24 protein-coding genes are annotated in these 25,251 nt (G+C 50.0%); 5 read left to right on the top strand and 19 right to left on the bottom strand.

From position 1 onward, the window contains the following. Window positions 1-405: 405 nt before the first annotated feature. The 18 genes from glmM to cdaA all read right to left on the bottom strand — a co-directional run bounded on the left by glmM (window position 406) and on the right by cdaA (window position 17,578). Entirely contained in the window at window positions 406-1,749 is a 1,344-nt protein-coding gene (glmM, locus tag AAIG11_RS05565; protein ID WP_343185245.1) for a phosphoglucosamine mutase, read from the bottom strand. 239 nt (window positions 1,750-1,988) lie between these two features. After that, window positions 1,989-3,593, bottom strand: a complete 1,605-nt coding sequence (locus tag AAIG11_RS05560; protein ID WP_343185244.1) for a carbon starvation CstA family protein — start codon at window positions 3,591-3,593, stop codon at window positions 1,989-1,991. Between the two features lie 28 nt (window positions 3,594-3,621). Further along, entirely contained in the window at window positions 3,622-4,134 is a 513-nt protein-coding gene (locus tag AAIG11_RS05555) for a DUF8052 family protein (protein ID WP_343185243.1), read from the bottom strand. Between the two features lie 110 nt (window positions 4,135-4,244). Further along, window positions 4,245-4,595, bottom strand: coding sequence for an RING finger protein (locus tag AAIG11_RS05550; RefSeq protein WP_343185373.1), 351 nt, complete (start codon window positions 4,593-4,595; stop codon window positions 4,245-4,247). Between the two features lies 1 nt (window position 4,596). Next, window positions 4,597-5,673 carry a LysM peptidoglycan-binding domain-containing protein gene (locus AAIG11_RS05545; protein ID WP_343185242.1) on the bottom strand — a complete coding sequence of 359 codons (1,077 nt, stop codon included), beginning with the start codon at window positions 5,671-5,673 and terminating at the stop codon, window positions 4,597-4,599. A gap of 34 nt (window positions 5,674-5,707) precedes the next feature. Next, window positions 5,708-6,277, bottom strand: coding sequence for a ubiquitin-conjugating enzyme E2 (locus tag AAIG11_RS05540; protein WP_343185241.1), 570 nt, complete (start codon window positions 6,275-6,277; stop codon window positions 5,708-5,710). Beyond that, the gene (locus tag AAIG11_RS05535; RefSeq protein WP_343185240.1) at window positions 6,274-7,491 is read right to left on the bottom strand and encodes a HesA/MoeB/ThiF family protein; all 1,218 of its coding nucleotides are present in this window, start codon (window positions 7,489-7,491) and stop codon (window positions 6,274-6,276) included. The genes AAIG11_RS05540 and AAIG11_RS05535 overlap by 4 nt, the downstream gene beginning before the upstream one ends. 22 nt (window positions 7,492-7,513) lie before the next feature. Next, entirely contained in the window at window positions 7,514-7,786 is a 273-nt protein-coding gene (locus AAIG11_RS05530) for an EsaB/YukD family protein (protein WP_283410575.1), read from the bottom strand. Window positions 7,787-7,999: 213 nt separating this feature from the next. After that, on the bottom strand, window positions 8,000-8,551 hold the full coding sequence (locus AAIG11_RS05525) for a 2-oxoacid:ferredoxin oxidoreductase subunit gamma family protein (RefSeq protein WP_343185239.1): 552 nt from the start codon (window positions 8,549-8,551) through the stop codon (window positions 8,000-8,002). Further along, window positions 8,552-9,301 carry a thiamine pyrophosphate-dependent enzyme gene (locus AAIG11_RS05520; protein WP_343185238.1) on the bottom strand — a complete coding sequence of 250 codons (750 nt, stop codon included), beginning with the start codon at window positions 9,299-9,301 and terminating at the stop codon, window positions 8,552-8,554. Then, entirely contained in the window at window positions 9,301-10,365 is a 1,065-nt protein-coding gene (locus AAIG11_RS05515; RefSeq protein WP_343185372.1) for a 3-methyl-2-oxobutanoate dehydrogenase subunit VorB, read from the bottom strand. The genes AAIG11_RS05520 and AAIG11_RS05515 overlap by 1 nt, the downstream gene beginning before the upstream one ends. A 21-nt stretch (window positions 10,366-10,386) precedes the next feature. Beyond that, complete coding sequence (locus tag AAIG11_RS05510; protein WP_343185237.1) at window positions 10,387-10,611, bottom strand: 4Fe-4S binding protein; 225 nt, start codon at window positions 10,609-10,611, stop codon at window positions 10,387-10,389. A gap of 46 nt (window positions 10,612-10,657) precedes the next feature. Beyond that, window positions 10,658-11,338 carry a nucleotide-binding protein gene (locus AAIG11_RS05505; RefSeq protein ID WP_343185236.1) on the bottom strand — a complete coding sequence of 227 codons (681 nt, stop codon included), beginning with the start codon at window positions 11,336-11,338 and terminating at the stop codon, window positions 10,658-10,660. Continuing rightward, entirely contained in the window at window positions 11,328-12,428 is a 1,101-nt protein-coding gene (gene buk, locus AAIG11_RS05500) for a butyrate kinase (RefSeq protein ID WP_343185235.1), read from the bottom strand. The genes AAIG11_RS05505 and buk overlap by 11 nt, the downstream gene beginning before the upstream one ends. A 20-nt stretch (window positions 12,429-12,448) precedes the next feature. Then, window positions 12,449-13,357: a phosphate butyryltransferase gene (locus AAIG11_RS05495; RefSeq protein WP_283410582.1), complete on the bottom strand. Its 909-nt coding sequence runs from the start codon at window positions 13,355-13,357 to the stop codon at window positions 12,449-12,451. Between the two features lie 269 nt (window positions 13,358-13,626). Further along, a complete protein-coding gene (locus AAIG11_RS05490) occupies window positions 13,627-15,357 on the bottom strand; it encodes a sigma 54-interacting transcriptional regulator (RefSeq protein WP_343185234.1) in 1,731 nt (576 codons plus the stop codon). Window positions 15,358-15,504: 147 nt separating this feature from the next. Further along, entirely contained in the window at window positions 15,505-16,728 is a 1,224-nt protein-coding gene (locus tag AAIG11_RS05485) for a CdaR family protein (protein WP_343185233.1), read from the bottom strand. Further along, complete coding sequence (gene cdaA / locus AAIG11_RS05480) at window positions 16,721-17,578, bottom strand: diadenylate cyclase CdaA (RefSeq protein WP_343185232.1); 858 nt, start codon at window positions 17,576-17,578, stop codon at window positions 16,721-16,723. The genes AAIG11_RS05485 and cdaA overlap by 8 nt, the downstream gene beginning before the upstream one ends. Before the next feature lie 436 nt (window positions 17,579-18,014). On the opposite strand from cdaA, the gene AAIG11_RS05475 reads away from it, so the two are divergent. Beyond that, entirely contained in the window at window positions 18,015-19,223 is a 1,209-nt protein-coding gene (locus tag AAIG11_RS05475; protein WP_343185231.1) for an argininosuccinate synthase, read from the top strand. Window positions 19,224-19,355: 132 nt separating this feature from the next. Here AAIG11_RS05475 and AAIG11_RS05470 read toward each other — a convergent pair whose 3' ends face one another. Continuing rightward, a complete protein-coding gene (locus AAIG11_RS05470; protein ID WP_343185230.1) occupies window positions 19,356-20,318 on the bottom strand; it encodes a dipeptidase in 963 nt (320 codons plus the stop codon). 221 nt (window positions 20,319-20,539) lie between these two features. Between AAIG11_RS05470 and AAIG11_RS05465 the strand changes: the two genes are divergently transcribed. The 4 genes from AAIG11_RS05465 (at window position 20,540) to AAIG11_RS05450 (ending at window position 25,228) form a co-directional block, all read left to right on the top strand. Further along, window positions 20,540-21,613: a cobalamin B12-binding domain-containing protein gene (locus AAIG11_RS05465; protein WP_343185229.1), complete on the top strand. Its 1,074-nt coding sequence runs from the start codon at window positions 20,540-20,542 to the stop codon at window positions 21,611-21,613. Further along, complete coding sequence (locus AAIG11_RS05460; RefSeq protein ID WP_343185228.1) at window positions 21,603-22,823, top strand: sensor histidine kinase; 1,221 nt, start codon at window positions 21,603-21,605, stop codon at window positions 22,821-22,823. The genes AAIG11_RS05465 and AAIG11_RS05460 overlap by 11 nt, the downstream gene beginning before the upstream one ends. A gap of 609 nt (window positions 22,824-23,432) precedes the next feature. Further along, the gene (locus tag AAIG11_RS05455) at window positions 23,433-24,242 is read left to right on the top strand and encodes an electron transfer flavoprotein subunit beta/FixA family protein (RefSeq protein ID WP_343185227.1); all 810 of its coding nucleotides are present in this window, start codon (window positions 23,433-23,435) and stop codon (window positions 24,240-24,242) included. Continuing rightward, a complete protein-coding gene (locus tag AAIG11_RS05450) occupies window positions 24,239-25,228 on the top strand; it encodes an electron transfer flavoprotein subunit alpha/FixB family protein (RefSeq protein ID WP_343185226.1) in 990 nt (329 codons plus the stop codon). Before AAIG11_RS05455 ends, AAIG11_RS05450 begins: the two co-directional genes overlap by 4 nt. The last annotated feature ends 23 nt before the right edge of the window (window positions 25,229-25,251 follow it).

Genomic DNA, 25,251 nt, shown 5'->3' with positions numbered 1-25,251 from the left:
AGTCTTTGTTGATGCCGACGAAGTTGCTGTCGTCTAAAAAATAGGCACACCAATAGGACCTCTGATTCATGTCACAGGTCTTTCACCTAAGCCTTTTGTACTGCCAATCACTTGCCAGTTTTGTGGGCTCTTTCTCGGTGGTGAAGTCACCGCAGGGCATCCGCCGAATTTTCGATTCTCCCTGTTCCTCGTCAACTCATTTTATGAGTTCAGGCGCTTGTATGACTATTCAGTTGTATTCTCTTCCAGTGGCATTCCTCCTCTCAGTGGTTTGTTAAGAAGGATGATCAGAAAAATAAAGGTCCGTTTCAGATCATCCCTTAATTAATGACGCTGCCTGTCCATAAAAGTTTCACAGCCGTTGGATCATATCCTTTTGATAATGCTGCTTTAATGTTAATGTCTCTATGATCCCAATCGCTGCTCAATGAGGCCGGCCAGACTGGTAGCCATGGTGTTGAGCTGCTGCTGATCGGCACCCTCCAGCATTACGCGTACCAGCGCCTCTGTGCCTGAAGGACGTATCAACACCCGCCCCTGACCAGCCATGCGGTCTTCCAGGTATTTAATCTCACGAACTATCTCAGGGTCTTTCAGATAGGCTTCTTTCAAATGCTGGTGCACCCGGGCATTGACCAGTACCTGGGGATAGGATGTCATGACGCTGGCTAGCTGTGAAAGCTTTTCCTGCTTCTCCTTAACCAGTGCTGCCAGCTGTAAAGCCGTCAGAATACCATCGCCGGTGGTGGCATGCTCTGCCATGATGATGTGCCCCGACTGTTCCCCCCCCAGGGTATACTGGTTTTTTTTCATCTCTTCCAGCACATATCGGTCACCCACTTTGGTGCGCATCAGCCTGCATCCTGCATCTTTCATAGCCAGTTCCAGTCCCAGATTGCTCATGACGGTTGACACCAGTGTGTTCTCAGGAAGCTTGTCGGCTTCTTTCATTTTCAGGGCCAGCATGGCCATGATGCGGTCGCCGTCCACCTGGCAACCTGTTTCATCAACAGCAATCAGGCGGTCGGCGTCACCATCAAAGGCAAAACCCAGCTGACTGCCGGTTTCAACCACCTTTTGCTGCAAATCATGGGTGTGAGTTGAGCCACAGTTCCGGTTAATGTTCTGGCCGTCCGGCTCATGGTGAATCACATGAACGGTTGCCCCCAGTGATTGGAATATCGCCGGTGCCAGATAGCTGGCTGCTCCGTTGGCTGTATCCAGTACCATGGTAAGGCCTTTCAGGTCACCTTCAATAGTTTGCTTTAAATGCGCCTCATAGCGGGCTGGCAACTGCCTGTCTTCCTGCCATACACCAACTGTCTGGGGCTCAGTGAACTTCCATTGTCCTTCCTGTATCAGCGCTTCAATGGCATCTTCTGTTTCATCTGGCAGCTTATATCCATCATGGCTGAAAAACTTAATACCATTATATTCTGCCGGGTTATGGGATGCTGAGATCATGACACCGCAGACGGCATCGGTTGACCGTGTCAGCCAGGCGACTCCAGGTGTGGGAATCACACCCAGTCGAATCACTGATAAACCCATGGATAGAAAACCGGCACTGAGTGCTGCTTCCAGCATATCACAGGATTGGCGGGTGTCTTTACCAATGAGCACCACCTGTGAAGGATGATCCTGACGCAGCACCACCGCACTGGCCTGCGCCAGCTGAAATGCCAGTGTTGCTGTCAAATCCTGATTGGCAATGCCCCTTACCCCGTCTGTTCCAAAAAGTCTACCCACACACATTCGCTCCTATTCTGATAACACTTCGAAATATTGGATTCATTGTACCATATTGGTGCATCCTTGACAACAAAGCCCTTTGCCCTGCTTATCTGTGCTTATGGTGCCGGCTCAGCTTCTTTTATGATGAAACCACCCTGTGCATGGTGCAGCATCAATATGAAAAGGGAGAAGCCAATGGCTTCCCCCAGCATTGAAATGATGTACTTTGAAACGATTTGCCGATAAAGCAACTGTTACTTGCTTTCTGCTTTGAACAGAATCCCGAAGCCCTGAATCAGCAGAACAATGGCCAGAACAAAAAGCACAACCGGGAAAAGAACCAGAATCAAGTTGCCAGATGCCAGGTTGGTGCGGGCCAGCAATATCAGTGCGATGAGCGTGGCTGAAAACATGAAGATAATGGGAATGGTGAACATTTTATTGTTTTTACCAGACTTCTTCAGCCAAACCGCAACAGCCATCAGTGCAAGGGCTGCCAATAACTGGTTGGCAGAACCGAACACAGGCCAGATTTGCTGCCAGCTGGTGGTTGCCAACAGACCACCCAGTACCACTGTGATTCCGGTTGCAACATACATGTTGGTCATAATTGGTTTCGGTGCATTCACATCTTCAGGCTCAAAGAACTCCTGAAGGATAAATCGACCAAGACGGGTTCCAGTATCTAAGCTGGTGAGTGCAAAAGCTGATACAGCCAGCGCTACGAAAGATTTGCCAATTTCAAATGGAATGCCGAAGCTGGTCATGAAGACCCCGATTCCGTCTGAAAATACGTTGGTGGGGCCGCCGGCAGCCAGCAGTTCTGCCAGTTTGTCGCCTGTGATATATGCAGCGGTGATGATGGCGATGGTTGCCAGTACACCTTCAATGAGCATACCGCCATATCCTACGATCTTTGCATCACTTTCTTTGTCCAGCTGCTTGGCAGATGTTCCGGAGCCTACCAGGGAGTGAAACCCGGAGATGGCGCCGCAGGCGATGGTGATAAACAGGATGGGGAACAGAAACTGGCCGTTCACCACAAATCCGGCATATGGGGTTAATTGCATGGTGGGCCGGGTGATAATAAGACCCAATACAGCACCACCGATCATAGCGTACAGCAGGAATGAGTTCAGGTAATCACGGGGTTGAAGCAGAATCCACACAGGGGTGGTGGAAGCAATGAAAATATACACCAGCAGGAATCCGATCCATACATTACGGGAAAGGACCAATGGGAACATGTTTCCAAGGGCAATACAGGCGATCAGCATCGCAACACCGATTACTGTACCAATTTTCAGGGAGACACCCTTTCGATAAACGGCAAAACCAAAAACGATGGCCAGCACAATGAACATCATGGAAGCGGAGGCCGCTGCCGGTACACTGACAAAGGTATTGGCCACAATATTGGTGAATGCAGCCACCACCAACAGCAATGTCAACCAGGCAAAGATGGAGAACAAACGTTTTCCTTTTGTTCCCATGTTCAGGTGAATTACCTCACCGATGGATTTGCCTTCGTGACGGATGGAGGCAAACAGAGAACTGTAGTCTTGCACGCCGCCGAAGAAGATACTTCCTACAATGATCCACAGCAGCACCGGTACCCAACCGAAAACAGCTGCGGCGATGGGACCTGTGATGGGGCCGGCACCTGCGATGGAGGCAAAGTGATGCCCCAACAGTACAGGAGCGGAAGCCGGCACATAGTCAACGCCGTCAGGGCGGGTATGGGCCGGAGTTGCCCTGGAATCATCGACACCCCACTGCTTGGTGAGCCATGCACCATAAGTGACATAGGCAATTGAAAAAGCCACGATAGAAATAAGAATTAATACTAATGCGTTCATGTTGACCCTCCTTCATGAATAATGGCAATTATGGTAAAGTGGGTTTCGCCGGACCGTAAAGCTCGTTCACCTCCTTCCCTCGTTTGTTGTGAACCAGCGAGACGTCATGCAGGTTCACAATAACCAGCCGAACATAAACCCAGCCTTTGAGGCCGAAAAGAAATGACTTTTCATATTTTTTCTTCTGAATGATTTGCTGAAGTAAGGGATCTGGATTTGCCGTTGTAAGAATGATTCCATTAATAATGGTTGACATGTGCTCTTCGTGGGGTTCAGGCAGCTCATCTGCTGCTTTTACCAGCATCTGCCAGAAATCTTCAAGGTTTCGTTCTGTCAATCTGTCAATCGTTTTTATGAAAACGTGTTCTTTGTTTTCAATGGCGTACACCTTGATTTTTTTCGAAGCAAAATAGCGTTCATTTCGAATCGATGAACTGGCATACATCGCCAGCGGATACCGCTGATATTCAGCAGGCCTCTCAATATCAAAATAGGCTGCCAGCCTGCCTTCAATCAAGTCGAGATAGGCAGTTTCTTCCATGGGGACCTCCCTAAGTGAAAAGGTTTTCTGAATGTGATCATTACAATGATGACTCTATGCTTATTGTAAACTTTTTCGCTTTAAAGCGCAACAAAAAAGTGGGAAATTATTCACAAAAACTTGACAATATAAATGCCGCCGCTCAAAATCAGCACCACTGCTGCCGCTATCATCCATGCCTTCCACCGCCGAAACATACCGCTTGAAACCGGAGAGGGGTCATCAAAATCAATTTCAATAATCGGCAGTTTCTGGCGTCGGTGGGGCGATATGGACGGGTTCGCCAGTCGATGTCCCTTGCAGCCGTAAGTGGTGCAGCGTCCATTTTCCATCCAGCATTGCAAATGGTGGGGCATTTTGCAGCAGGAACAAACCACCGTGTTTTCTCCCATTCGAATTGGGGCCTGACAATAGGGACAGATTGAATTTTCGAAGACATGCTGTTGTTGACGTTTTTGCATATTAATCACCAGTTTTGTATAATAATAAGTACTGCCCCACTTCCAGATTGTCCGGATTCTCCAAATTGTTCAATCGCATGACATGTTCGTACTCCATGGGGTCTTGATAGAACCGCCGGCTGATGGACCACAGTGTATCCCCCGGATTGACAGTATACAGGAAAAACCGCTCGCCGGATAGCTGGACCACCAGTTCGCCCATCTCCTGATTTTCCTGCTGTATTTCAAGCAACTGCTGTTCAAGTCGATCCACCTGCTCTGCCAATGCTTTGGCCTGCTCCTGATAGAGTTGCTGTTCCATCACCGGCGGAGCTTCATCCGCCGTGACCAATCGATGGGCATTGGAAGCTGCCAGCAACAACACCAGCAACACCATCAGCAGGTTCATCCACAAAGGCACCGATTTTCTGCTGCCCGTAGATTTGGTGCCTGACACAGGCTTCTGATGACTGCTTCTCTTGATCTGCTTCTCAGTTTGATATGCCGACACTTTTGGGTTCTGTTCCGAATCAGTTGACTCTTCCGCGGCAGCCTGATGCCAGTGATCAGTATCTCCCAGACGGTAGATGGCCGCCTTGATTTCCGACCCTTCCCAGGCAAAAAATCCCTGTTCATGCTTCACCGGATCAACCACATAAGCTACCTGCCATGGCAGATTGAAAAAGTTCTGCTGGATGAACAGGTCGTAGGCAGACAGAAAAATACCAAATCCGGGATGCGTATGAAACCAACCGACGATTTTTAGATCGGGATAAAGGATCTCTTTCTCATGGTGAATCTGATCCCAGGTTTCATGGGTAAAGGTGAGGGATGTTTTGTTGGCTGCCGTTTTTTTCGCTTTTAGCATTGCCGTCACATCCAGTATCACCTGCTCTTCGGTTTCCTGAGGGATTCCCAGCAATATGCCCCCCAGTTCCTTGCCGGTGTCCGATGATGCATAATCATGAATCTGCTGATACACCTGGGGATCAAGAGAGATACGCACCTGTTGACGCCGGGGCGGCAATGCCCGGACTTCACCCAACTCAATATCAAAATCCAGGAATTGGTCACCGGTCTCCCGGGGGGTAGCCGTCATATTGGTTCCTCCTCTTCAAAGAATGGTTGCCGGATCACCAAAGCTTGATATCCACATCATCGGGCTTCTCCAGCTTCCGCTTCGCCGGTTTTAGGGTGATGGCAAAATCATCCTGAGCCCGGTTGCCCATCAGAATTTCCGGTTCAGGCTGCCACAGGTCCACATTATCCGCTGGAAAGAGATGGGTGTTTTCTCGGGCCCAGTGGGAGGCTTCGATGTTCAGGGGACTTTTGGGGTTGTAGTTTTTATATTGAATCATATCACCGATCTGAATGATGATATCTGTCAACCGCTCACCGGCACCCCAATAATCACCGATACATACCTGAAAACGGAAGTTGGGGTGAAAAATGGGTGTTTTCATCTGGCAGCGGGGCTTTTCCCTGGGATAGGCGGCATGCAGGTAAACTTCCACCTGGTGACGGTTGGCAAGTACCGGCTTCCCTGTTCTTTCGTCCAATTTGAATCCCTTCACCTTATATGTGACTAAATACTTATCTGGCGGGTCACCTGAAATGGGCTCAATGTCAATATGAGGATGTCGGGCAAATTCCAGTTTCAGGTTATCATAATCTGACGCCAGTCGCCGCAATCTGGCACTCATGGGCTTTTCCTCCCTGTCGATTCTCCTGCAGGGAATCCAGTCGGCGTGTCAAAGACCCGCTGAATATCGCCTGTCAGTTCAATGTAAACGCTTTGGAGACCATCTCTGCCATGAAGTATTTCACCTGGGGCAAAGCCCAGAGCTTGAAGTGTTTCATTGGCAAAGGCCTCGGTTCCTGTAAAGCGGTGGGTCATTTCCAGACTCATTTCGTCTCCGCATGCACTGCAACGAGCCTCTTCCTGGGCCACCTGAATGAGTGGTCTGTAAAAAGACTTCTCTCCTCCACATAGACAAGTGCCTGTGAGCACCCATTCCTGAGGGGTTTCCAGAACGGTTTTCGGCGTGAGCTGCTGCTGCAATGCTTTGACTGCCTGTGCCAGAGTGGTGTTTGTCGTCGTAAGAAGACTTTCTGTCACCGGCTCCCAGGTTTCATGACTGAAGCAATCCTCCCGCCTTGTATAGGTAACCGTGTAGGAGTCATGGGTGAGCCCATTAAAGACAAAGCCCTGACCTGACAGAGGTCTCAGGGCAGGATCTCCATGAATCAGTTTCACTGCCTCCTGCACCTGAATACCGGCAATGACCGAGGCCGTAGTGGGGGTAGTGGGCACCTTCCCTGAGAGCATTTCCTGCCGAGTAAGCAGTGAACAGGATTTTCTGAAGTTCAGCAGTCGATAGTCTGTTTCATTCATGGTGCATTCATAGCAGGCACTTGCAGGAGGTATGAAAACCCGGGCAAATCCCTGAAATACTTCAATGGCACCGTCAATCCAGGGCGTGCCCGCTTTCCAGCATTTCTGGTTGATGGCCAGCCGGGCTTCCCGATTATCCAGACCGCCCAGCACCACATCCACATGGCGAAAAAAACCATTTCCCACATCAGTAATGATATTTCCCGTCATGGGAATGGCCTTCACGTCCGGGTTCAGGGCCATTACCTGCCGGGCAGCTGTCTCAGCTTTCAGAGCACCTTCATCGGTTACCCGGTAGAGAACGGCCCGGGAAAGGTTGGAGTTCTCAATACGATCCATATCCACCACCAGGATGGTTCCCACACCCAAAAGCGCCAGATTTTTAAGTATTTCGTTGCCGATGGCACCGGCTCCCACCACCATGACCCGGGCTTGCTGCAGCTTTTCCTGATCCCACCAGGGGATCAGCCGCAGACGTGCATAGCGATCTTCTTTTTCCAAGTCGATTTCAATGGGTTTCAATGGGTTTCCTCCCGGCTAAAGCCTATGATCCGGCTGTAATTTCAGGCTGCAAGCGCAATACATCATCTTCAGCCACACCAGCTTCTTCAAGGGTCTGTTCATCCGTCAGCTGTTTGCCTGAGGCTTTATGAATAAACTTGTAGCTGATGGGATTCCCGTCGGGACCGGTCATCGGAAGTTCCATTTTTTCTGCCAGTTTCACCAAAATCCGGTTTACTGGCACATCATCGGGTAAACTGGCCTGTTGCTCCTTGTTGCCTGTTGTATCCACTATATACACATTTACTTTTCCCATGCTGCTCCTCCTTCTTCCAGTGCCATGGCACAGGTAATCTTCTAATGCCTCTATTCTATCACAAAAAAGAAGAGGATAGTAGCGGCCAGCCGCTGCCCTCCTCTTCTATGGTTGGTTGGTACACCGTGAACTTGAATCATCATTCGTTTCGTAATGAACTGGCGAGCAGATGATGACCAGATAGTAATCAAATGGTATCTGGTCATCGATTGACTACTGTGCTTCCAACACTGCTTTGGCGCCTTCTGCCAGCGCCTGCTGGTTCATGGGTATAAAATGCTCTTTACCGGCACCATACACCTTTTTGAATGCCTCCACCACTGAATCAGTGGAAACAAGGCCAGTCAACGCCAGGTATGCTCCCAGCATCACCATATTAGCCACCCGGGGATTCCCCACCTGGTCGGCAATGGCATTGGCTGGTAGTTTGTACACTTCGATATCGTCTCTTGACGGCTCCCGGTCAACCAGTGAGGTGTTGATGATCAGTTTGCCGCCCGCAACCAGATTTTGTTCAAATTTCAACATAGAGGGCAGGTTCATGACGATGGCACAGGTGGCATCCTGGGTGATGATGGGTGATCCCACCAGGCTGTCCGAAACAATGACGGAGCAGTTGGCTGTTCCGCCTCGCATTTCAGGTCCATAGGCAGGCAGCCATGAAACCTGTTTGTTTTCAATCATACCGGCATAGGTGAGCAGCTGTCCCATGGACATGACGCCCTGACCGCCGAAACCTGCCATAATAATTCGTTCAGTGGCCATTTATTTCCCCTCCTCTGGTGTCCGGAAATTGCCAAGCGGAAAATAGGGCAGCATATTGTCCTTCAGCCAGCCCAGTGAATCAACGGGTGTGATTCCCCAGTTGGTGGGACAGGTGGAAAGTACTTCCACCAGGGCGAATCCTTCGCCCCGCAGCTGCACTTCAAAGGCCTTCTTGATGGCTTTTTTGGCTTTTCGAATGTGGGGAACATCATGCACAGATACCCGCTCCACAAAGACTGCCCCATCAATGGTAGCCAGCATTTCACACACACGCAGGGGTTTTCCTGTGTCGGCTTCGCTGCGGCCATAGGGAGAAGTGGTTGCTTTCTGGCCAATGAGGGTGGTGGGGGCCATTTGGCCGCCTGTCATGCCATAAATGGCGTTATTGACAAAAATAGTGGTTATTTTCTCTGCACGCAATGCCACGTGGACGATTTCAGCTGTTCCAATGGCTGCCAGATCGCCGTCGCCCTGGTAGGTGAACACCGTGTTATCCGGTCGCACCCGCTTAATGCCGGTGGCCACTGCCGGAGCACGGCCATGAGCAGCTTCATGCATATCACAGTTAAAATAGTCGTAGGCTAATACAGAACAGCCAACAGGTGCCACCCCAATGGTTTCACCGGTAACACCCAGCTCTTCCAGCACCTCTGCCACCAGTCGGTGGATAATGCCGTGAGTACACCCGGGGCAGTAATGGAACTGTTTATCGGTCAGACCCTTGGTTTTTTCAAATACAGGTGTCGCCATTACTTCACACCTCCCAGAATTTCTTTCACTTTGTCAACGATGGCCTGGGGCTCAGGGCACATGCCGCCGGATCGTCCATAGAAATGAACCGGCAGACGGCCTTCATTGGCAATTTTCACATCATCGATCATTTGACCCATGCTCATTTCCACCGTCAAAATAGCTTTGGCTGTCTCGGGGATTTCCTGGAATGCCTGATGGGGAAATGGCCACAAGGTGATGGGGCGAATCAGTCCTGCTTTAATGCCCTCTGCTTCCAGCAGTTCAATGGCATTCTTGGCAACTCGGGCTGTGGTGCCATAGGCAGTAAGAACCACTTCAGCCTCTTCCATATTGAAGACTTCCACCCGCACTTCATTTCTTTCCATTTGCTGGTACTTCTTGTCCAGCTTAATGTTGTGCTCTTCCAGCACCGCAGGGTCAAGGGCCAGTGAGTTGATAATGTTGGGCTTTCGGCTGTTCTTAGTGCCATCGGTGGCCCAGGTTTTTTCCGGTAGTTCCCGGGAAAGCATGTCGTGGAACTCAACGGGTTCCATCATCTGACCAATCATTCCGTCAGCCAGTACAAACACCGGGTTTCGGTAATAGTCGGCAATATCAAATGCTTCCGTTACCAGGTCAACCGCTTCCTGTATGCTGGCAGGTGCCAAGGCAATGTGACGGTAGTCGCCGTTTCCGCCACCCCGGGTGGCAATGAAATAATCTCCCTGGGATGGCTGAATGCTTCCCAACCCCGGACCGCCGCGGCTCACGTCAACAATCACACAGGGAAGCTCCGCTCCTGCAATATACGTGATGCCTTCCTGTTTCAGGGCAATTCCTGGCGAAGACGAGGATGTCATGACTCGAACGCCTGCGCCCGCTGCGCCATAAACCATATTAATGGCGGCCACTTCAGACTCAGCCTGAACAAAAACACCACCGCTTTTTGCCATTTCCCGGGACATATATTCAGGAATTTCATTTTGTGGTGTGATGGGATAACCAAAGAAAGCCTTACATCCAGCCTTAATGGCAGCTGCACCAATGGCTTCGTTCCCTTTCATCAATACCTTGCTCATGATGATATCCTCCTTGAGATCAGATTAATCTTCTTTATAAACGGTGATGATCAGGTCTGGACAAATGGTGGCACAGTTGGCACAGGCGATGCATTTCTCCATTTCCTGAACGCCAGCCGGATGATAGCCTTTGCTGTTGATCTGTGTCTGATCCATTTCAACGATCTTCACGGGACAGGCTGTGACACACAGCCCACATCCCTTACAGCGTTCGACATCAAATTCGACGCGGCCTTTTGCTTTTGCCATGTTTAAACCTCCTGCTTTCATATTATTCATTCAGCGGGAAAGCGGATTAGGACATCCACGCTTCCCGCATGATGAGCGATAGGGGGAATAGAGTTCCGTCCAACACCTCAGACGATGCCACCTGAGGGACCAGGCTTTCCAGCAAACTTGTGTAGCGCAGCGGAAGGCCGGTGGCCTCAGATAGCTGGCGGCACAGGCATTGTCCCCGCAGCACGTCTTCAAGTGTGGTTTCCTTCACCAGGTGTGTATTGTTGACCAATGCCGTGACGGGGATTTGCGATACCCGCTGAATGGCCTCCAAATGTTCCCGGACACCTGCCAGTGTAGCGGTTTCAGGCCGGTTGGCATTCACCACGAAGAACATGTCATATTCGCCGGGCTGAAAGTAGGTGCGGTAGCGACTCAGAGCTCGTGCTCCCATGGCGTCACCACCCACATCCAACACCACCTGCCAGCTGGTATCCTGCAAGGGTGCGGCGGCTTCCGCCGATACTGCCGGCAGATCAGCTCCCCTTCCCTTGATGGAGCTGGAAATCACCCGTACTCCGGCAGCTTCCAGCTCTTCCTGTTTTTCACGGCTTCTGAAGTATAGATTGATCACGTCCAGGTCCACCAGCGCGGTTTTGTTGCCCGCCGCCGCCAGCTTGAGGGCGTAATTCACGGAAAACTCGGTCTTTCCAGTACCGTAACTGCCGGTGATCACGCGAATGCGGTTATCATTCAGCATGGAGCGCATCCTCTTCTATCTGATATTCCTTTGAGTTTTCTTCACCCCGCAGAATGCGCAGGGCACCTTCAGCTAAAGCAATCATTTCATCTTCGCCGGGGTACACCTTTACCGGGGCAATAAACGATACATGTTCCTGAATCCATCCTGTGAGAATCTGGTCATACGCCAGACCTCCGGTGAGCACAACGGCATCCACCCGGCCTTTCAGCACTGCCGCAGCACTGCCGATTTCCTTGGAAACCTGGTATGCCATGGCCTGATAAACCAGTTCAGCTTCTTTGTCTCCTTCTTTGATGCGAGCCACCACATCCCGGCCGTCGTTGGTTCCCAGGTAAGCCACCAAACCGCCCCGACCGAGAATTTTTTTGTACAGTTCCGCCTGGGTTAATTCTCCGCTGAAAGCTGCCCGCATCAAATCCCCCGCTGGCACGCCGCCTGCTCTTTCAGGGGAGAAGGGGCCATCACCATCCAGCGCATTGTTCACATCAATGATCCGGCTGTTTGCGTGGGCACCCACCGAGATACCTCCGCCCAAATGGGCCACAATTAACCGTACTTCTTCATAGCCTTTGCCCAAATCCCGGGCAGCCCGGCGACCGACAGCCTTCTGGTTCAGCGCATGAAAAATGCTTTTGCGGGGGAATTCTGGAATGCCTGAAAAGCGGGCCACCGGTTCCATTTCATCCACCACCACCGGGTCAACAATAAAAGCAGGGATATTCAGCTGAGCTGCAATCTCGAAGGCCAATACGCCTCCCAGATTTGAGGCATGCTCCCCCTGTACCCCCGTTTTCAAATCTTTCAGCATGGCGTCATTCACCTGATAGGTGCCACCGGGAATGGGATGAAGCAACCCACCCCGGCCCACCACCGCTGCCAGCTTGGTAATGTTAATGTCTTTCTGACTTAGCGTCTCGAGAATAACTTCTTTTCGAAAACTGTATTGATCGAAGATGGTTTTATAACGACCGATTTCTTCTGCCGAGTGGCGCAGCACCTCTTCAAAAAGGGGTTTTTCATTGTCAAAAATCGCTATTTTCGTCGAGGTGGAACCCGGATTAATGGCTAAAATTCGAAAAACTTCCATCAGTAGTCACATCCTGTATTTTAGAATAGTTTCGCTGCACATAATACGCCCAGGGCGATGGAGTTGAGTTTTGACTCATCGCTGTCTGCCCGGGAGGTGAGAACAATGGGGGCCTTGGCTCCCAGAATGACGGCTGCACTCTGGGCAAAAGCCATGAAGCCCAGGGTTTTATAAAGAATGTTACCGCCTTCGATGTCAGGTGCCACCAGCACATCAGCGTAACCGGCGACGGGGTGGTTGATGCCCTTATGCTTCGCAGCTTCAACAGACACGGCATTATCTATGGCGAAGGGACCGCCCACGATGCAACCGGTGATTTCGCCTTTTACGTTCATTTCTGTCAGTGCTGCTGCGTCCATGGTATCCGGCATGGCTTCATTGGCCTTTTCCTTGGCACAAATCACCGCTACTTTGGGTTCTTCGATATCCAATGCCTTGGCAACCACCACGGCGTTTTCAATGATCTGCTTTTTGGTTTGCAGGTCAGGCGCAATGTTCATGGCAGCATCCGTCACCAGAAACAACCGGTCAAACCCTTTCACCTCAAAGGCAGCTATGTGGCTCAATACATTACCGGTGCGCAGCCCGACTTCTTTGTTTAGCACAGCTTTAAGAATGACAGAGGTATCCACCATTCCCTTCATGACCATATGTGCTTTTCCGCTGGAAACCAGTTCAACCGCTTTCAGGGAGGCTTCTGCCGGGTCTTTAATGTCAACAATTTCAAACCCGGTTAAATCAAGTTGGTGTTCTGCTGCAATGGCTTCGATCTGTTCTTTGTCACCTACCAAAATGGCATCAGCCACACCTGCCGCTTTCGCTTTGGTAACAGCTGTCAACACATCTGAATCCTGGGCACAGGCTACTGAAACAGTTTTGGGTCCCCGTTCTCTGGCAATCTCCATGACTTGTGCTAATGTTCTAATCATCCAGTTTGCACCTCTTTCTCCCAAATTTGGTTTTTGACACGAAAAAACACATCCTTCTTATATCTATGCAAAGGATGTGCCATGGTTGATGATCGCATGAATCTAAATTTAGATGTTGTATTTGCAGTGCATTTGCTCTATCGAACTTTCAGATAGGCCGTAGAAGAGTGACCAGCCGGGTTCGTCGTGCAATAATTTGCATGCAGTATTTTGCACTTATTCATGCAAAATACTGCATGCCTTCTTCCGTCGGTTCCTGTCAACTTTCCTTATAATTCTACTGCGTCACCGATCTGGTATTTTTCCATTTTATAATAGAGATTTCGAATGGAAATGCCCAAGGCACTTGCTGTTTTGCTTCGGTTTCCATGATAACTTCCAAGCGTTGCCAGAATGAGTTCGCGTTCAGTAGCCTCCACCGCTTCCGCCAGTGTGGTGGCAGTTTTAGCAGGGGTGAGTTCGATGTCAGATTTAACTGTGGCAGGCGCCAGATCGTTGTCAAAAAACTTAGGCAAATGCCGTTCCTCAAGCTCTGAATCAGTGACTTTCATGTTCACCATAGCTCGCCCCACGTAGTTTTGAAGCTCTCTCACATTACCTGGCCAGTGGTAGGCCAGCAGGCGTTCCATCACCCGCGGAGAAACCGTCTGAGCACTGCGTCCGTACTCCTGATTGTATTTCTGAACCATGCTCATGACCAGCGGCTGAATATCTTTTTTCCGGTCTCTTAGAGGTGGTATAACTATGGGAATCACATTGAGGCGGTAATAGAGATCTTCTCTGAAACGACCTGTTTCTACTGCCTTTTCCAGATTCGCATTGGTGGCAGCAATCACCCGGACATCCACGTTGATGGTGCGGGTGGAACCCACCGGCATGATTTCTTTTTCCTGAAGCACTCTGAGCAGCTTCACCTGAGTACTCACTGGTATTTCAGCAATTTCATCCAGAAATATGGTGCCATTATGTGCCTCCAAAAACAGGCCATTTTTACCGCCCTTTCGCGCGCCTGTAAATGCTCCCTCTTCATAACCAAACAATTCGCTTTCCAGCAGATTTTCGTTGATAGCTGCACAGTTCACCCGAATAAACTGATTATACCGCCTGTCTGAAAGGTTGTGAATGGCATGGGCAAACAGTTCTTTGCCGGTGCCGCTTTCTCCCCGCAGCAGAATGCTGGCCGGCGTCACGGCCGCCTGTTTTCCTTTTTCCACCTGAAGGCGTGTTTTGGGATCCTGGGCAATGATATCGTCAAAAGTATACTTTGCTTCCAGTTTTCTGATGATCTGACGGGCCAGCATCAGTTCCCGGCTCAATTTCTTCATTTCTGTCAGATCCTGTAAGATACCCACGCTTCCTCTCAGTTCGCCATCAACAATGATGGGCGCGGCACTGGCTATAATCTCTTTGTTCTGCCTGCCTACCGTCAGGCGGGCATTGGACACCGGCTTCTTTTCCTTGAGCACCCTCAGGTGAATGCTTTCGCCGTCCACAATATCAACAGTTACGGGTTTTCCGATAATCTCTTCCTGAGAAAGACCTGTCAGCCGGGTATACGCTGGGTTAATGATGACATGAATGCCATTTTCATCACAGACAGAAATGGCATCCTGCGTAGAATGCAGAATGCCTTCCAGAAGACTTTGCATTTCCTTCAACCGGTCAATTTGGCGGCTAAGATCAGCCACTTCGCTGACATCACGAAATACCGCCACAGCCCCAGTCACCTGGCCGCCTTGCACCACCGGCACCCGGTTCACGATGATTTCCACACCACTGAGACGTTGACGTTGTTCCAGCTCTGCAACGCCCGTTTCCATGACTTCAGGTAGCCGACTTTCTGGAAAAACGATGGTGACGGGCTGCTGCAAAACGGTCGCAGCACACCATCCTGTGATGATTTCTGCAGCCTGGTTGAAAAGAACGATTCGGTGATGACGGTCGGTGGCCATCACTGCTTCTTTGGTGGTTTGCAAGATGGTTTCAATCATCTGGTCCATGGCAGATTAAGTCTCCTTATGGCCTGTCGTTGCCAGTGTTTCCCTGGCTTAAGCCTCCACTGTTCCATCAGGCGGCATCGATGTGCACTGACGTTATCCTGTCATGCGATGCCCTGATCGCCTCACCCGTTCGCCTGTTCATCAGGATCATTCCCGGGGTGTTAATTCCACGGAAAAGCCTTCCGGTGAAATCGCTGTTGTTGCAATGCTCATTTCCATATTCATGGGCAGTCTTACATCAGGTTCAATGAGATGTGATCCGGCTTCAAGGTCTTCCAGATCGATATATACCTGAATGGTGCGGGGGTCCAGGTTTTCAATGATACTTTCCAACGCTCGAACCGTTATTTCCATCCGTTCCGGCAATGTTTCCTGCTCCAGCACCAGATCGGCTGACAGGTTCATAATACGATAGGTTTCCCGTTGTACCACATAAGTCTCTTCCAGCACCTCTTCCACATCGATGCGAACGGTCACCGACTGGCGTTCAAAGCCACGCACCCCTTCAGGGAATGCCAGAGGCACTTCAATTTCCCGACTTTCAGACAGTTCTTCCAACACCAGCGCTTCTGTGGAGATACGATTGATACCGGAAAGCACACCCGCCTGCCCCTGTATGGTCACATTGATTGGTTCGATCACCGTGCTGACCACTTGATAGTTTTCCGCCGTCCCAATGTCCAGATCTATATCGACAGCCACTGATTTCAACTGGTCAACGGCAACAAATAAGTCGACTGACGTGGTACGCACATCCACCTGGTTTACTTCTTCACCCCGGCTGTTCACCGCACGTACGGGCAGGTTTACCGACAGGTTTTCCCGCTGGTCTTCCATCACTAACTGAGCCAAGACTTGTTCCACTGAGTTCACATAGCTTTCTGGCCCTTCGATCCACACCAGACCGGGGCGCAGTTCCGGTTCTCCCAGCACATACCCAGAGGCTGCCTGACCCTCAATTTCAACTGAGACTTCCTTCTGCCGGCTGATGATCCTTTCCAGTTCAATGGTGGCAAACTTGGGGCTCCAGTCTACTTCCACCCCTCCAGGTACGTTCACCTCAATGGGTATGGAGTTGACGCCTTCAGTATACCCCCTCAGGTCAAGACGTGCTTCAATCTGTTCCCGGGAAATACGATGCACCTGATCCCGATTGCCTGTCAGACGCACCCGAATAGTGGGCTCCGGTTGCCCGAAAACCACCAGCCCCGATTGCCGAATCACCGACTCATTCACCAGCTGCACTGGTATATTTAATTGTTCTGATGTCACCCGGGGATTAATGACACTCATCACATACAACCAGAGAATCATCGCAAAAAACACCGCAATGAGCTTGGCTGCCAAATTTCGATTCATGAGCTTAGTCATTTTTACGCCTCCACTTATACTTCCAGAACTTCCACTGTTGGCTGTCTTTCATTTCGAAGCTGCTGTCAATACGTTTTTTCAGAGTATCCACATCCAGGTAGCGGGTAAGTTTGCCATTTTCAGCAATGGAGATAGCCCCGGTTTCTTCAGAAACAATGACCACCAGCGAATCTGATTTTTCGGTGATCCCCAGGCCAGCCCGGTGACGGGTGCCCAGTTCTTTGTTCAGATAGGTATTTTCGGTGAGGGGCAGAAAACAACCCGCTGCCATGATTTTATTTTTTCGAATCACCACCGCCCCATCGTGCAGAGGTGTGTTGGGAATGAAAATGTTAATTAAAAGTGCACGGGACACCAGCCCGGTGATCAAGGTGCCTGTTTCCACCACTTCATTGAGCCCGGTATCTTTCTCAATCACAATCAGTGCCCCGATTTTCTGGCGGGAGAGGGAAGCCGCCGCTTCCCCTACTTCTTCCACCAGCCGTTGTATTTCTTCCTGCTCGATATCCGCAATGGATTTTGTCAGGAATTTGGTGCGACCGATATACTCCAGCGCCCGGCGCATTTCCGGCTGAAATACGATCAGAAGGGCAATCAATCCGACTGTCATGGTGTTCCTTAAAATCCAATGAATCACATGGAGCTGTAGCACTTCGCTGAGAGGGGTGGCAACAAGCAACACCAATATACCCTTGATCAGCTGTTCTGCCCGGGTTTCCCGTATCAAAGTATAGAGTTTGTAAAAAACAAAAGCCACAATGGCCATATCGACAATATCCCAGATGCCAATATTTCGAAAAATGTTGATGATATCCTGCATGGAGTCCACCTCTGGTTTTCTTGGTGTCATGGATCGATCACGATGCCATGACTGTTCTATCATTATAACATCTACCGTACAAAAAGATAAGGGTGATGAATAAATGCATAAAACCGACATCACGATGCCCATTCATCAATGAACCGTGACATTCTCTCTCCTCTTGTTTTGCCCATCCAGTTAGCATCATTGTACTCACTGTGCCCACTCATTTTTTGCTTCATATTTCAATCAATCATCTCTTTGAGACCGCATAAATGGATTTCATATCTACTTTTCAGCACCGTCCGTGACTGAATAAATGAGATCATTTGACTACCTCATCGTTTGTGACCCCACCTCTCCCACCCGCCAATCCGTCTCTCTACGGAATCAGAAAAGTATTTTTATAAAAGGTGTTGCATTTTTATTCATATTCACGTATAATATCCATAAACATTCGAAAGATTGATGAGGAGGGACTACCATGTCAAAAGAAAAAATTGTTCTGGCCTATTCCGGCGGCCTTGATACATCTGTTATTTTAAAGTGGCTGCAAACCCATTATAACTATGATGTTATTGCCGTTTGTGTGGATGTGGGTCAGGAAGAAGATCTGGAAGAAGTGTACCAGAAAGCCCTGAACACCGGTGCCATTAAAGCCTACACTGCTGATGTCACAAAAGAATTCATCACCGATTACGTATACCCCACCCTGAAAGCCGGGGCCATTTATGAAGACGACTATCTGCTGGGAACTTCTTTCGCCCGGCCATTAATGGGTAAAGTACTGGTGGAAATTGCCGAAAAGGAAGGTGCCGTTGGCATCGCTCATGGCTGCACCGGCAAAGGAAATGACCAGGTACGTTTTGAAACCACTGTGAAAGCGTTGAATCCTCATTTGAAAATTATTGCTCCCTGGCGAACCTGGGATTTGAAATCCCGTGAAGACTGCATTGATTTTGCCACTGAGCATGGTATTCCCATTCCTGTGACGAAGAAAGACATTTACAGCCGCGATCGCAATATTTGGCATCTCAGCCATGAGGGTGGCAATCTGGAAGATCCATGGAACGAACACGAACAGTCCATCTATAAAATGACCACCCCTCCAGAGCAGGCCCCCGACGAGCCCACCTACGTGGAAATTGAGTTCGAAGCCGGTATTCCAGTAGCCGTTGACGGCGAAAAGCTGGATCCGGTGACAATGCTGAAAAAGCTGAATAAAATTGGCGGTGCCAACGGCATTGGTGTCATCGACATCGTTGAAAACCGACTGGTGGGTATGAAATCCCGCGGGGTTTACGAGACTCCTGGCGGCACCCTGCTTTTCGAGGCCCATAAAATTCTTGAAAAATTAACGTTGGATCGCATGACCCTAAGCTTTAAAAAGACAGTGGCTGAGAAATATGCCCAGATGGTTTATGACGGTCTTTGGTTTACACCCCTGAAAGATGCGCTGGATAAGTTTGTTGACAGCACACAGGAAACCGTCACTGGAAAAGTGAAGTTGAAGCTTTACAAGGGCAGCTGCATGAACGCAGGTTCTTCTTCTCCCAATTCCCTCTATAATGAAGAATTTGTTACTTTTGGTGAGGATGAAGTGTATAACCAATATGATGCAGAAGGCTTTATCAACCTGTTCTCGCTGCCGCTGAAAATTCGCGCCATCATGAACGAAAAGAAATCTCAGTAGTCCTCCCTTCTTAAAAGCGGGAAGCCCTTCACATCGTGGGCTTCCCGCTTTTATGCACCTTGTTTCACTTTTTCTGCCGGTCATTGCCGGCCATTATAAACGGCCTGCCGAATCTCCTTTTGGGGATTACATCTACCCCTCAAGAACCTTTTCATACAGACGAACAAAGTTTTCGTAAGCGATTTTTTCTATATCTCTTGTCTGATATCCTCTTTTTTTCAGTTGCTGCAGCACAGCTCCTGCAGCAGAAACGTTTTCAAGCCCGCAGGTTTCCAGAGCATCTGCCGGATCTTTGCCGGGGTCGGGCGGAAGAAAATCACAAAAATCGAAACCCAGTGCCACCTGTTGGATGCCAACGAGTTCCACCAGGTAATCAATCTGATCGATGTAGTGATTCAGACTGGGATGCTTTTCATGAAGAAAATCCGGCCAGGCATTCACCCCAATAACACCACCACCTTCTCCAATGGCTTTGATCTGATCATCTTTCAGATTCCGGGGATGCCGGCACAAGGCCCATGCGTTTGAATGCGAAGCCATCACCGGTTTGTGGGTGACCTTCATCAAGTCCCAGAAACTGGTTTCATTCAGATGGGAGACATCCACCAGCATCCCCTTAGCCTCCATGAACCGCACCACTTGTTTTCCCCGGTCGGTCAATCCCCGCTGCGGAGTTCCCTCCACTCCCGTCGCCAGCTGATTCTCTTCATTCCATGTGAGGCTGGCACAACGAACCCCCACCTCGTAAAGCCTGCTCATCCAGTCAATATCGTTCCCGATGGCCGACAATCCCTCCATGCCCATCACCAGCGCCAGCTTCTGTTTCTGCTCTGCCAGACAGAAGTCAACCGAACACTTCACCATCATCACGTCCAGCGCAGCCTGCGACACCTCATTATTGACATGCCCCAGTGCCTGTTGAAGGTCCTCCGGCCCTGCCTTTCCCGGTTCAAGCCACAGGGCAAAGTTGGCAGCAATCACACCACCCTGCTGCAATTTATCCCAATGGTATCTCCTGATAACTGCCTCTTCACCCCGACTTCTCTTATCCGCAATGTCTGCGGGAATATCTGTGTGCCCGTCAAAAATCTTCATGCGGTTGCCTCCCACCTTAAATGATTTTAAAGCATCTGATCTGACATTCCCTTAAATGATTTTAAAGCATCTGATCTGACATTCCCTTGGCCGACACCAAAAACGATCACTGCTGTTATTCTACCATACTGACATTACCCTCAGTTGAATGATGTGGTTTTCATGGCAGGAAAATGTTATGATGAGGTTAATCTGCAACTTTCATGAAAGGAGTCTGTCCGATGATTAATCGATTTCTCTGGTTGGAACATCTTCGCCGCCATCGTTCCCGGATTGTTGCTGCAATTATCCGCCATTTGCATGATTCAGATGTACACCTTATGGATGAAAAAGTCTATCTTCAGGCGATGAACGATGCCACTTTTCACTTGGATAATCTTTTCACCTCACTTGAGATTGAAAGTCAAACCCTTTTTAATGCCTACACGCAATGGGCCAACGACTTGTTAACTCATTCAAACGCTTCTTCCGCCACCCTTTCTGATTTTTTCGAAGCAGTCATGGAAGTTCTGTTGCTGGAAGTGGACGATATTCATTTCACCACTGCCCATTACCAACGCATTGAGGAAATCATTTCGCAGGGTTTTTCCCAAATAAAGTCAGCCGCAGGCTCTGCGTCTTCCGCCGGAACACCTGCAACACCCCTGCAGGATGAGCTTAAACGATACACCCAGCATTTACTGGCATCCGACCGTTCCGGAGCCGCCAAACTGGTTCAGCAACTAATCCAGGATGATGTGGATGTGAAAGACTTGTATCGCCACCTTTTCCATCCTTTTCAAATTGAACTGGGGCGCCTGTGGCAGACGAATAAAATCAATGTTGCACAGGAACACTTCGCAACTGCTGCCACCCAGTATATCATGTCATTACTCTACGAACACATTCTCTCCCTTCCCAAAATTGACAAGGTTTTTCTGGCCACCTGTGTTTCCGGCGAACTCCACGAAATGGGTATCCGAATGGTTTGTGATTATCTGGAGTGCTGTCATTGGAACACCCACTATCTGGGTGCCAACATGCCGGAATCAGCCGTGATTCAGGCTGTCATGGAAAGACAGCCTGACGTAATCGCTATTTCCTGCACCATGATGTATCATATCCCCAAAGCAAGTCATTTGATACAGCGTTTAAGAAAGGCCGATATTCCTATTCCCATCCTGGTGGGCGGGTATCCTTTTAACATCGATCCCCTGCTGTGGCACAAAACCGGCGCCACCGGCACTGCCGGCAGCTTTGATGCCATTTACGAAACTATTGAAGTACTGACAGGAGGCGAAGTTCTTGAGATCTGAAAACCAGTCAGGTCACCAGTGGTGTGTATTCCTCTGTGATACAGCGTTTCACATCAATCGTATTCTGAGTCAGCAACAGATCTCTTTTTCCCTTCATCCCGGCGATTCTCTGGCACAGATCATCTCCCCCGAAAGTCTGGAGCGATATTTCAGTTTCATTCATGAAGCACAAAAAAAGAAATCTGTTTTTTTTCATGAGATACTTGTCATAGACAGTGAGAACAAGCCTTTACTCCTTGATTTCAGCTGCATCTGCCATAATGATCAGTATCTGGTGACGGGAACTTCAAGAGAAATGGACCTTTGTGAAGAACTTGTCCAAATCAATTATGAGCTAACCCAAATGCTGCGAAACAGAATGAAAACCGAAGTGCCTCCTGCCGATTATATGGAACAGATGAGCGGCCTTAACAACGAACTCATCAACATGAAACGGGAGTTGATGAAAAAAAACGCAGCCATCTCCCGCTTGCTGGATCAAGAAGAAGCACTTAACTCTCAGCTACAGGAGCTCATTGATACCAGGGACCTTCTCTTCTCCATTATTGCCCATGACCTGCGCTCCCCCTTATCCAGCATCATCAATTTGATGAACCTTGTTTCCATTGATCAAGACAGCTATGAGGATGCCATGCAAGCAGGCCTTTTTCGAACCGTTCAACAAACCACTGCCAAGACCATGCAGTTTTTGGAGGATTTGCTTCAATGGTATCGCTATTCTCAAAATAATGACCTGGTGCAACCCTTGCAGTTGGATGCCGGCGAGCTTGCAAATGAAGCTCTGTCTCATTTTAAGGAAGAAGCTGTCAGTAAGCAGATTCAATTGAAGCTGTTCGGCAACGGAACCCCCCTCTATGCAGATCGACACATGATTGCTGCAGCACTTCGAAACTTAGTGTCCAACGCCATCAAATACACAGAAGCCGGGGGCTGTGTCACAGTAGAATATCAGGGTGATGACACATATTGCCAGATCAGTGTCACCGACACCGGTGTGGGCATACCTGCCCATCGACTGGACTCACTTTTCGACATTAAGGCCAATAAATCAACCCCTGGAGTTTCCGGTGAACAGGGAGCTGGTTTCGGGCTGGTGCTTACCCGCTTGATGGTGGAAAAAAACAGAGGAACTCTGAAAGCCCACAGTGAGCCGGGACAGGGCACCCGTATTTCTCTCATCCTGCCGGCAACCCAGGGTGCTCAGTCTTAAATCAAAACATGTCATCTTCAATCTCAGCCGCTGTACTTATCACAGCGGTTTTTCCAACGGGGCATTGGCATCGTTTCACCTCCTCAGTTCCATTGACACTCTATCCAAACCACTCCCCCGTGCCATTCTGTCAAACGTTTCCTTCTGCTCAGAGGGCACTGATCCCTTGGGCCAATCATTGTCACCTTTGACTTGCACAGCCATGCAGCTTGTTGAAACCCGTCGTGTACCGTGTGTTGTTAACTCTTCAACACTGCCTGAAAAATTGCTGTACATTTCCGTTAACTCTCTGCAAATTGTCAGAACACCCTCAAAGAACATGGCGGCTTTACAACTTTTTACCGAATTAACAGAAACAGTTGACCAGTGATTCTTCCTCCATTATACTGGTCTAAACCTATCAGGTGAATTATTTTTCATTTGCCTGTTTTTTTATTCTCGTCGCTTTTATCAGGCAGTGCGGTGAACTGATAAATAGCTGGCATCTGCCTCCCTTTTATTTGACAAATGAACCACTTGTCGAATCGAGTTCAGGGTTGGGGGAACGGCTCAAGCGAATCCGCACCATCATCGAAGCCATACAGAGATCAGCCTAAAGGAGGTGTTCCGGTGCACATCATTGTTTTAATGAAGGAAGTGCCGGATATGGAAAAAGTTCGATTTGATACTGAAAAAGGGGTCATTGACCGGAAATCTGCGGGAACAGAAGTGAATCCCTTTGATTTAAATGCATTGGAAGCCGCCGTTCAGCTGAAGGAATCTGCCGGTGCAACGGTCACCGCCCTGTGCATGGGGCCTCCTCAGGCAGAAAAAAGCTTGAAAGAAGCCCTGTCACGGGGGGCAGATGAAGCCCTGCTTCTCAGCGACACCGCCTTTGGCGGTTCTGATACCTGGGCTACCGCCCGTACGCTGGCGGCTGCCATTGGAAAAATCGGCACTTATGATGCCATTTTTGCCGGGGAAAAAACGGTGGATGGTGATACGGGACAAGTGGGTGCCCAGGTGGCGCAGCTGCTGGCCCTGCCGCTGGTGAGCTATGCGGAGTCACTGTGCTGGGAGGAAGGAACGGGACTGGCGGCAGTGGTCTCTCTCTGGGACGGCTTCTACCGCAAAACGGTGACCGGCAAAGGCCTCTTCACCTTCACAAAAACCGCCAATACCCCTCGCCTGCCTGGCGTGCGGGATAAAATGAAAGCCCGGAAAGCTGTCATCCCCTGCTGGAAACTGGCAGATCTGGCGGGCCATCTGGATGCTTCTGAAACCGGTTTTTCCGGTTCTCCCACAAAAGTGAAGCGAATTGTCATTCCTCCTGCACCTCAGCGTCAGGGGCAATGTTATCGGGACGCCCTGCCTGAAGCACTGGATCAACTGGAAACCCTGCTAAAATCAAAACACCTGCTGAAGGAGGTGGAGGCATGAATCCCGCTCACCCAAGTATCCTCATTGTGGCAGAACCCCAGGGGCAGCAGCCCCATCCCGTTGCCTATGAACTGCTGCACAAAGGCCGTCAGCTGGCAGATGCCCGTCAGGCAACACTGGATGTGCTGCTTTGCGGCACACCGGGCATGGAAACGGCATCACTGATTCACCGGGGAGCAGACCGGGTGTATCTGATGGAAGACCCCTGCTTCGCCCTGCCGGAGGAACAGATCTTCGTTGCCCAAATGACTGCTTTCCTCAAGGAGCTGAAACCGGAAGTGATCCTCACCGGTGCCACTTCTTTTGGCCGTTCCCTGGCCCCCCGGCTGGCGGCGGCCCTGAACACCGGCCTGACGGCAGACTGCACCGATCTTCACATGGATGAAAACGGCCGGCTGGTACAAACCCGCCCCGCCTTCAGCGAGAATATTCTGGCCAACATCATGACCGACACCCTGCCTCAAATGGCCACTGTCCGTTACCAGGAATTTCCCCAGGCGATGCCGAACCCGGAACATCAGGGAGAAGTGGTGCGCCTGCCGCTCCCCCTTCCTGTACCCGATACAGGAGTCGTTATTGAAAAACTCCGACAGCTGGAAGTGGACATCACCAAAGCTTCTGTGGTGGTCTCCGGCGGCCGCGGCCTGAAACAGCAGGATGATTTTGCCATGCTCCGGGAACTGGCCCGAACTCTGGGAGGTGAAGTGGGTGCCAGCCGCACGGTGGTGGAAGACGGCTTCATTTCCAAAGATCATCAGGTGGGCTATTCCGGCCACCGGGTGAAACCTCAGGTATACATTGCCTGCGGTATTTCAGGTTCTCCACAGCATCTGGCCGGTATGAAAGAAGCCGATGTCATCGTGGCCATCAACACCGACCCCTCCGCCCCCATTTTTCAGGTGGCTGATGTGGGGATTGTGGGAGACCTTTATGAGGTGGTGCCCCAGATGATTCGCCGTTATGGCGGCACCTGGCCGGTTCTTTAGCCGGGGCAAGCCATAACAGGTGC

Origin of the sequence: Anoxynatronum sibiricum (assembly GCF_039414295.1) — a bacterium.
Lineage (GTDB): Bacteria > Bacillota > Clostridia > Peptostreptococcales > Tindalliaceae > Anoxynatronum > Anoxynatronum sibiricum.
The sequence above is the reverse complement of the archived record's forward strand: the minus strand, read 5'-3'. Positions and strand labels throughout refer to the sequence as shown.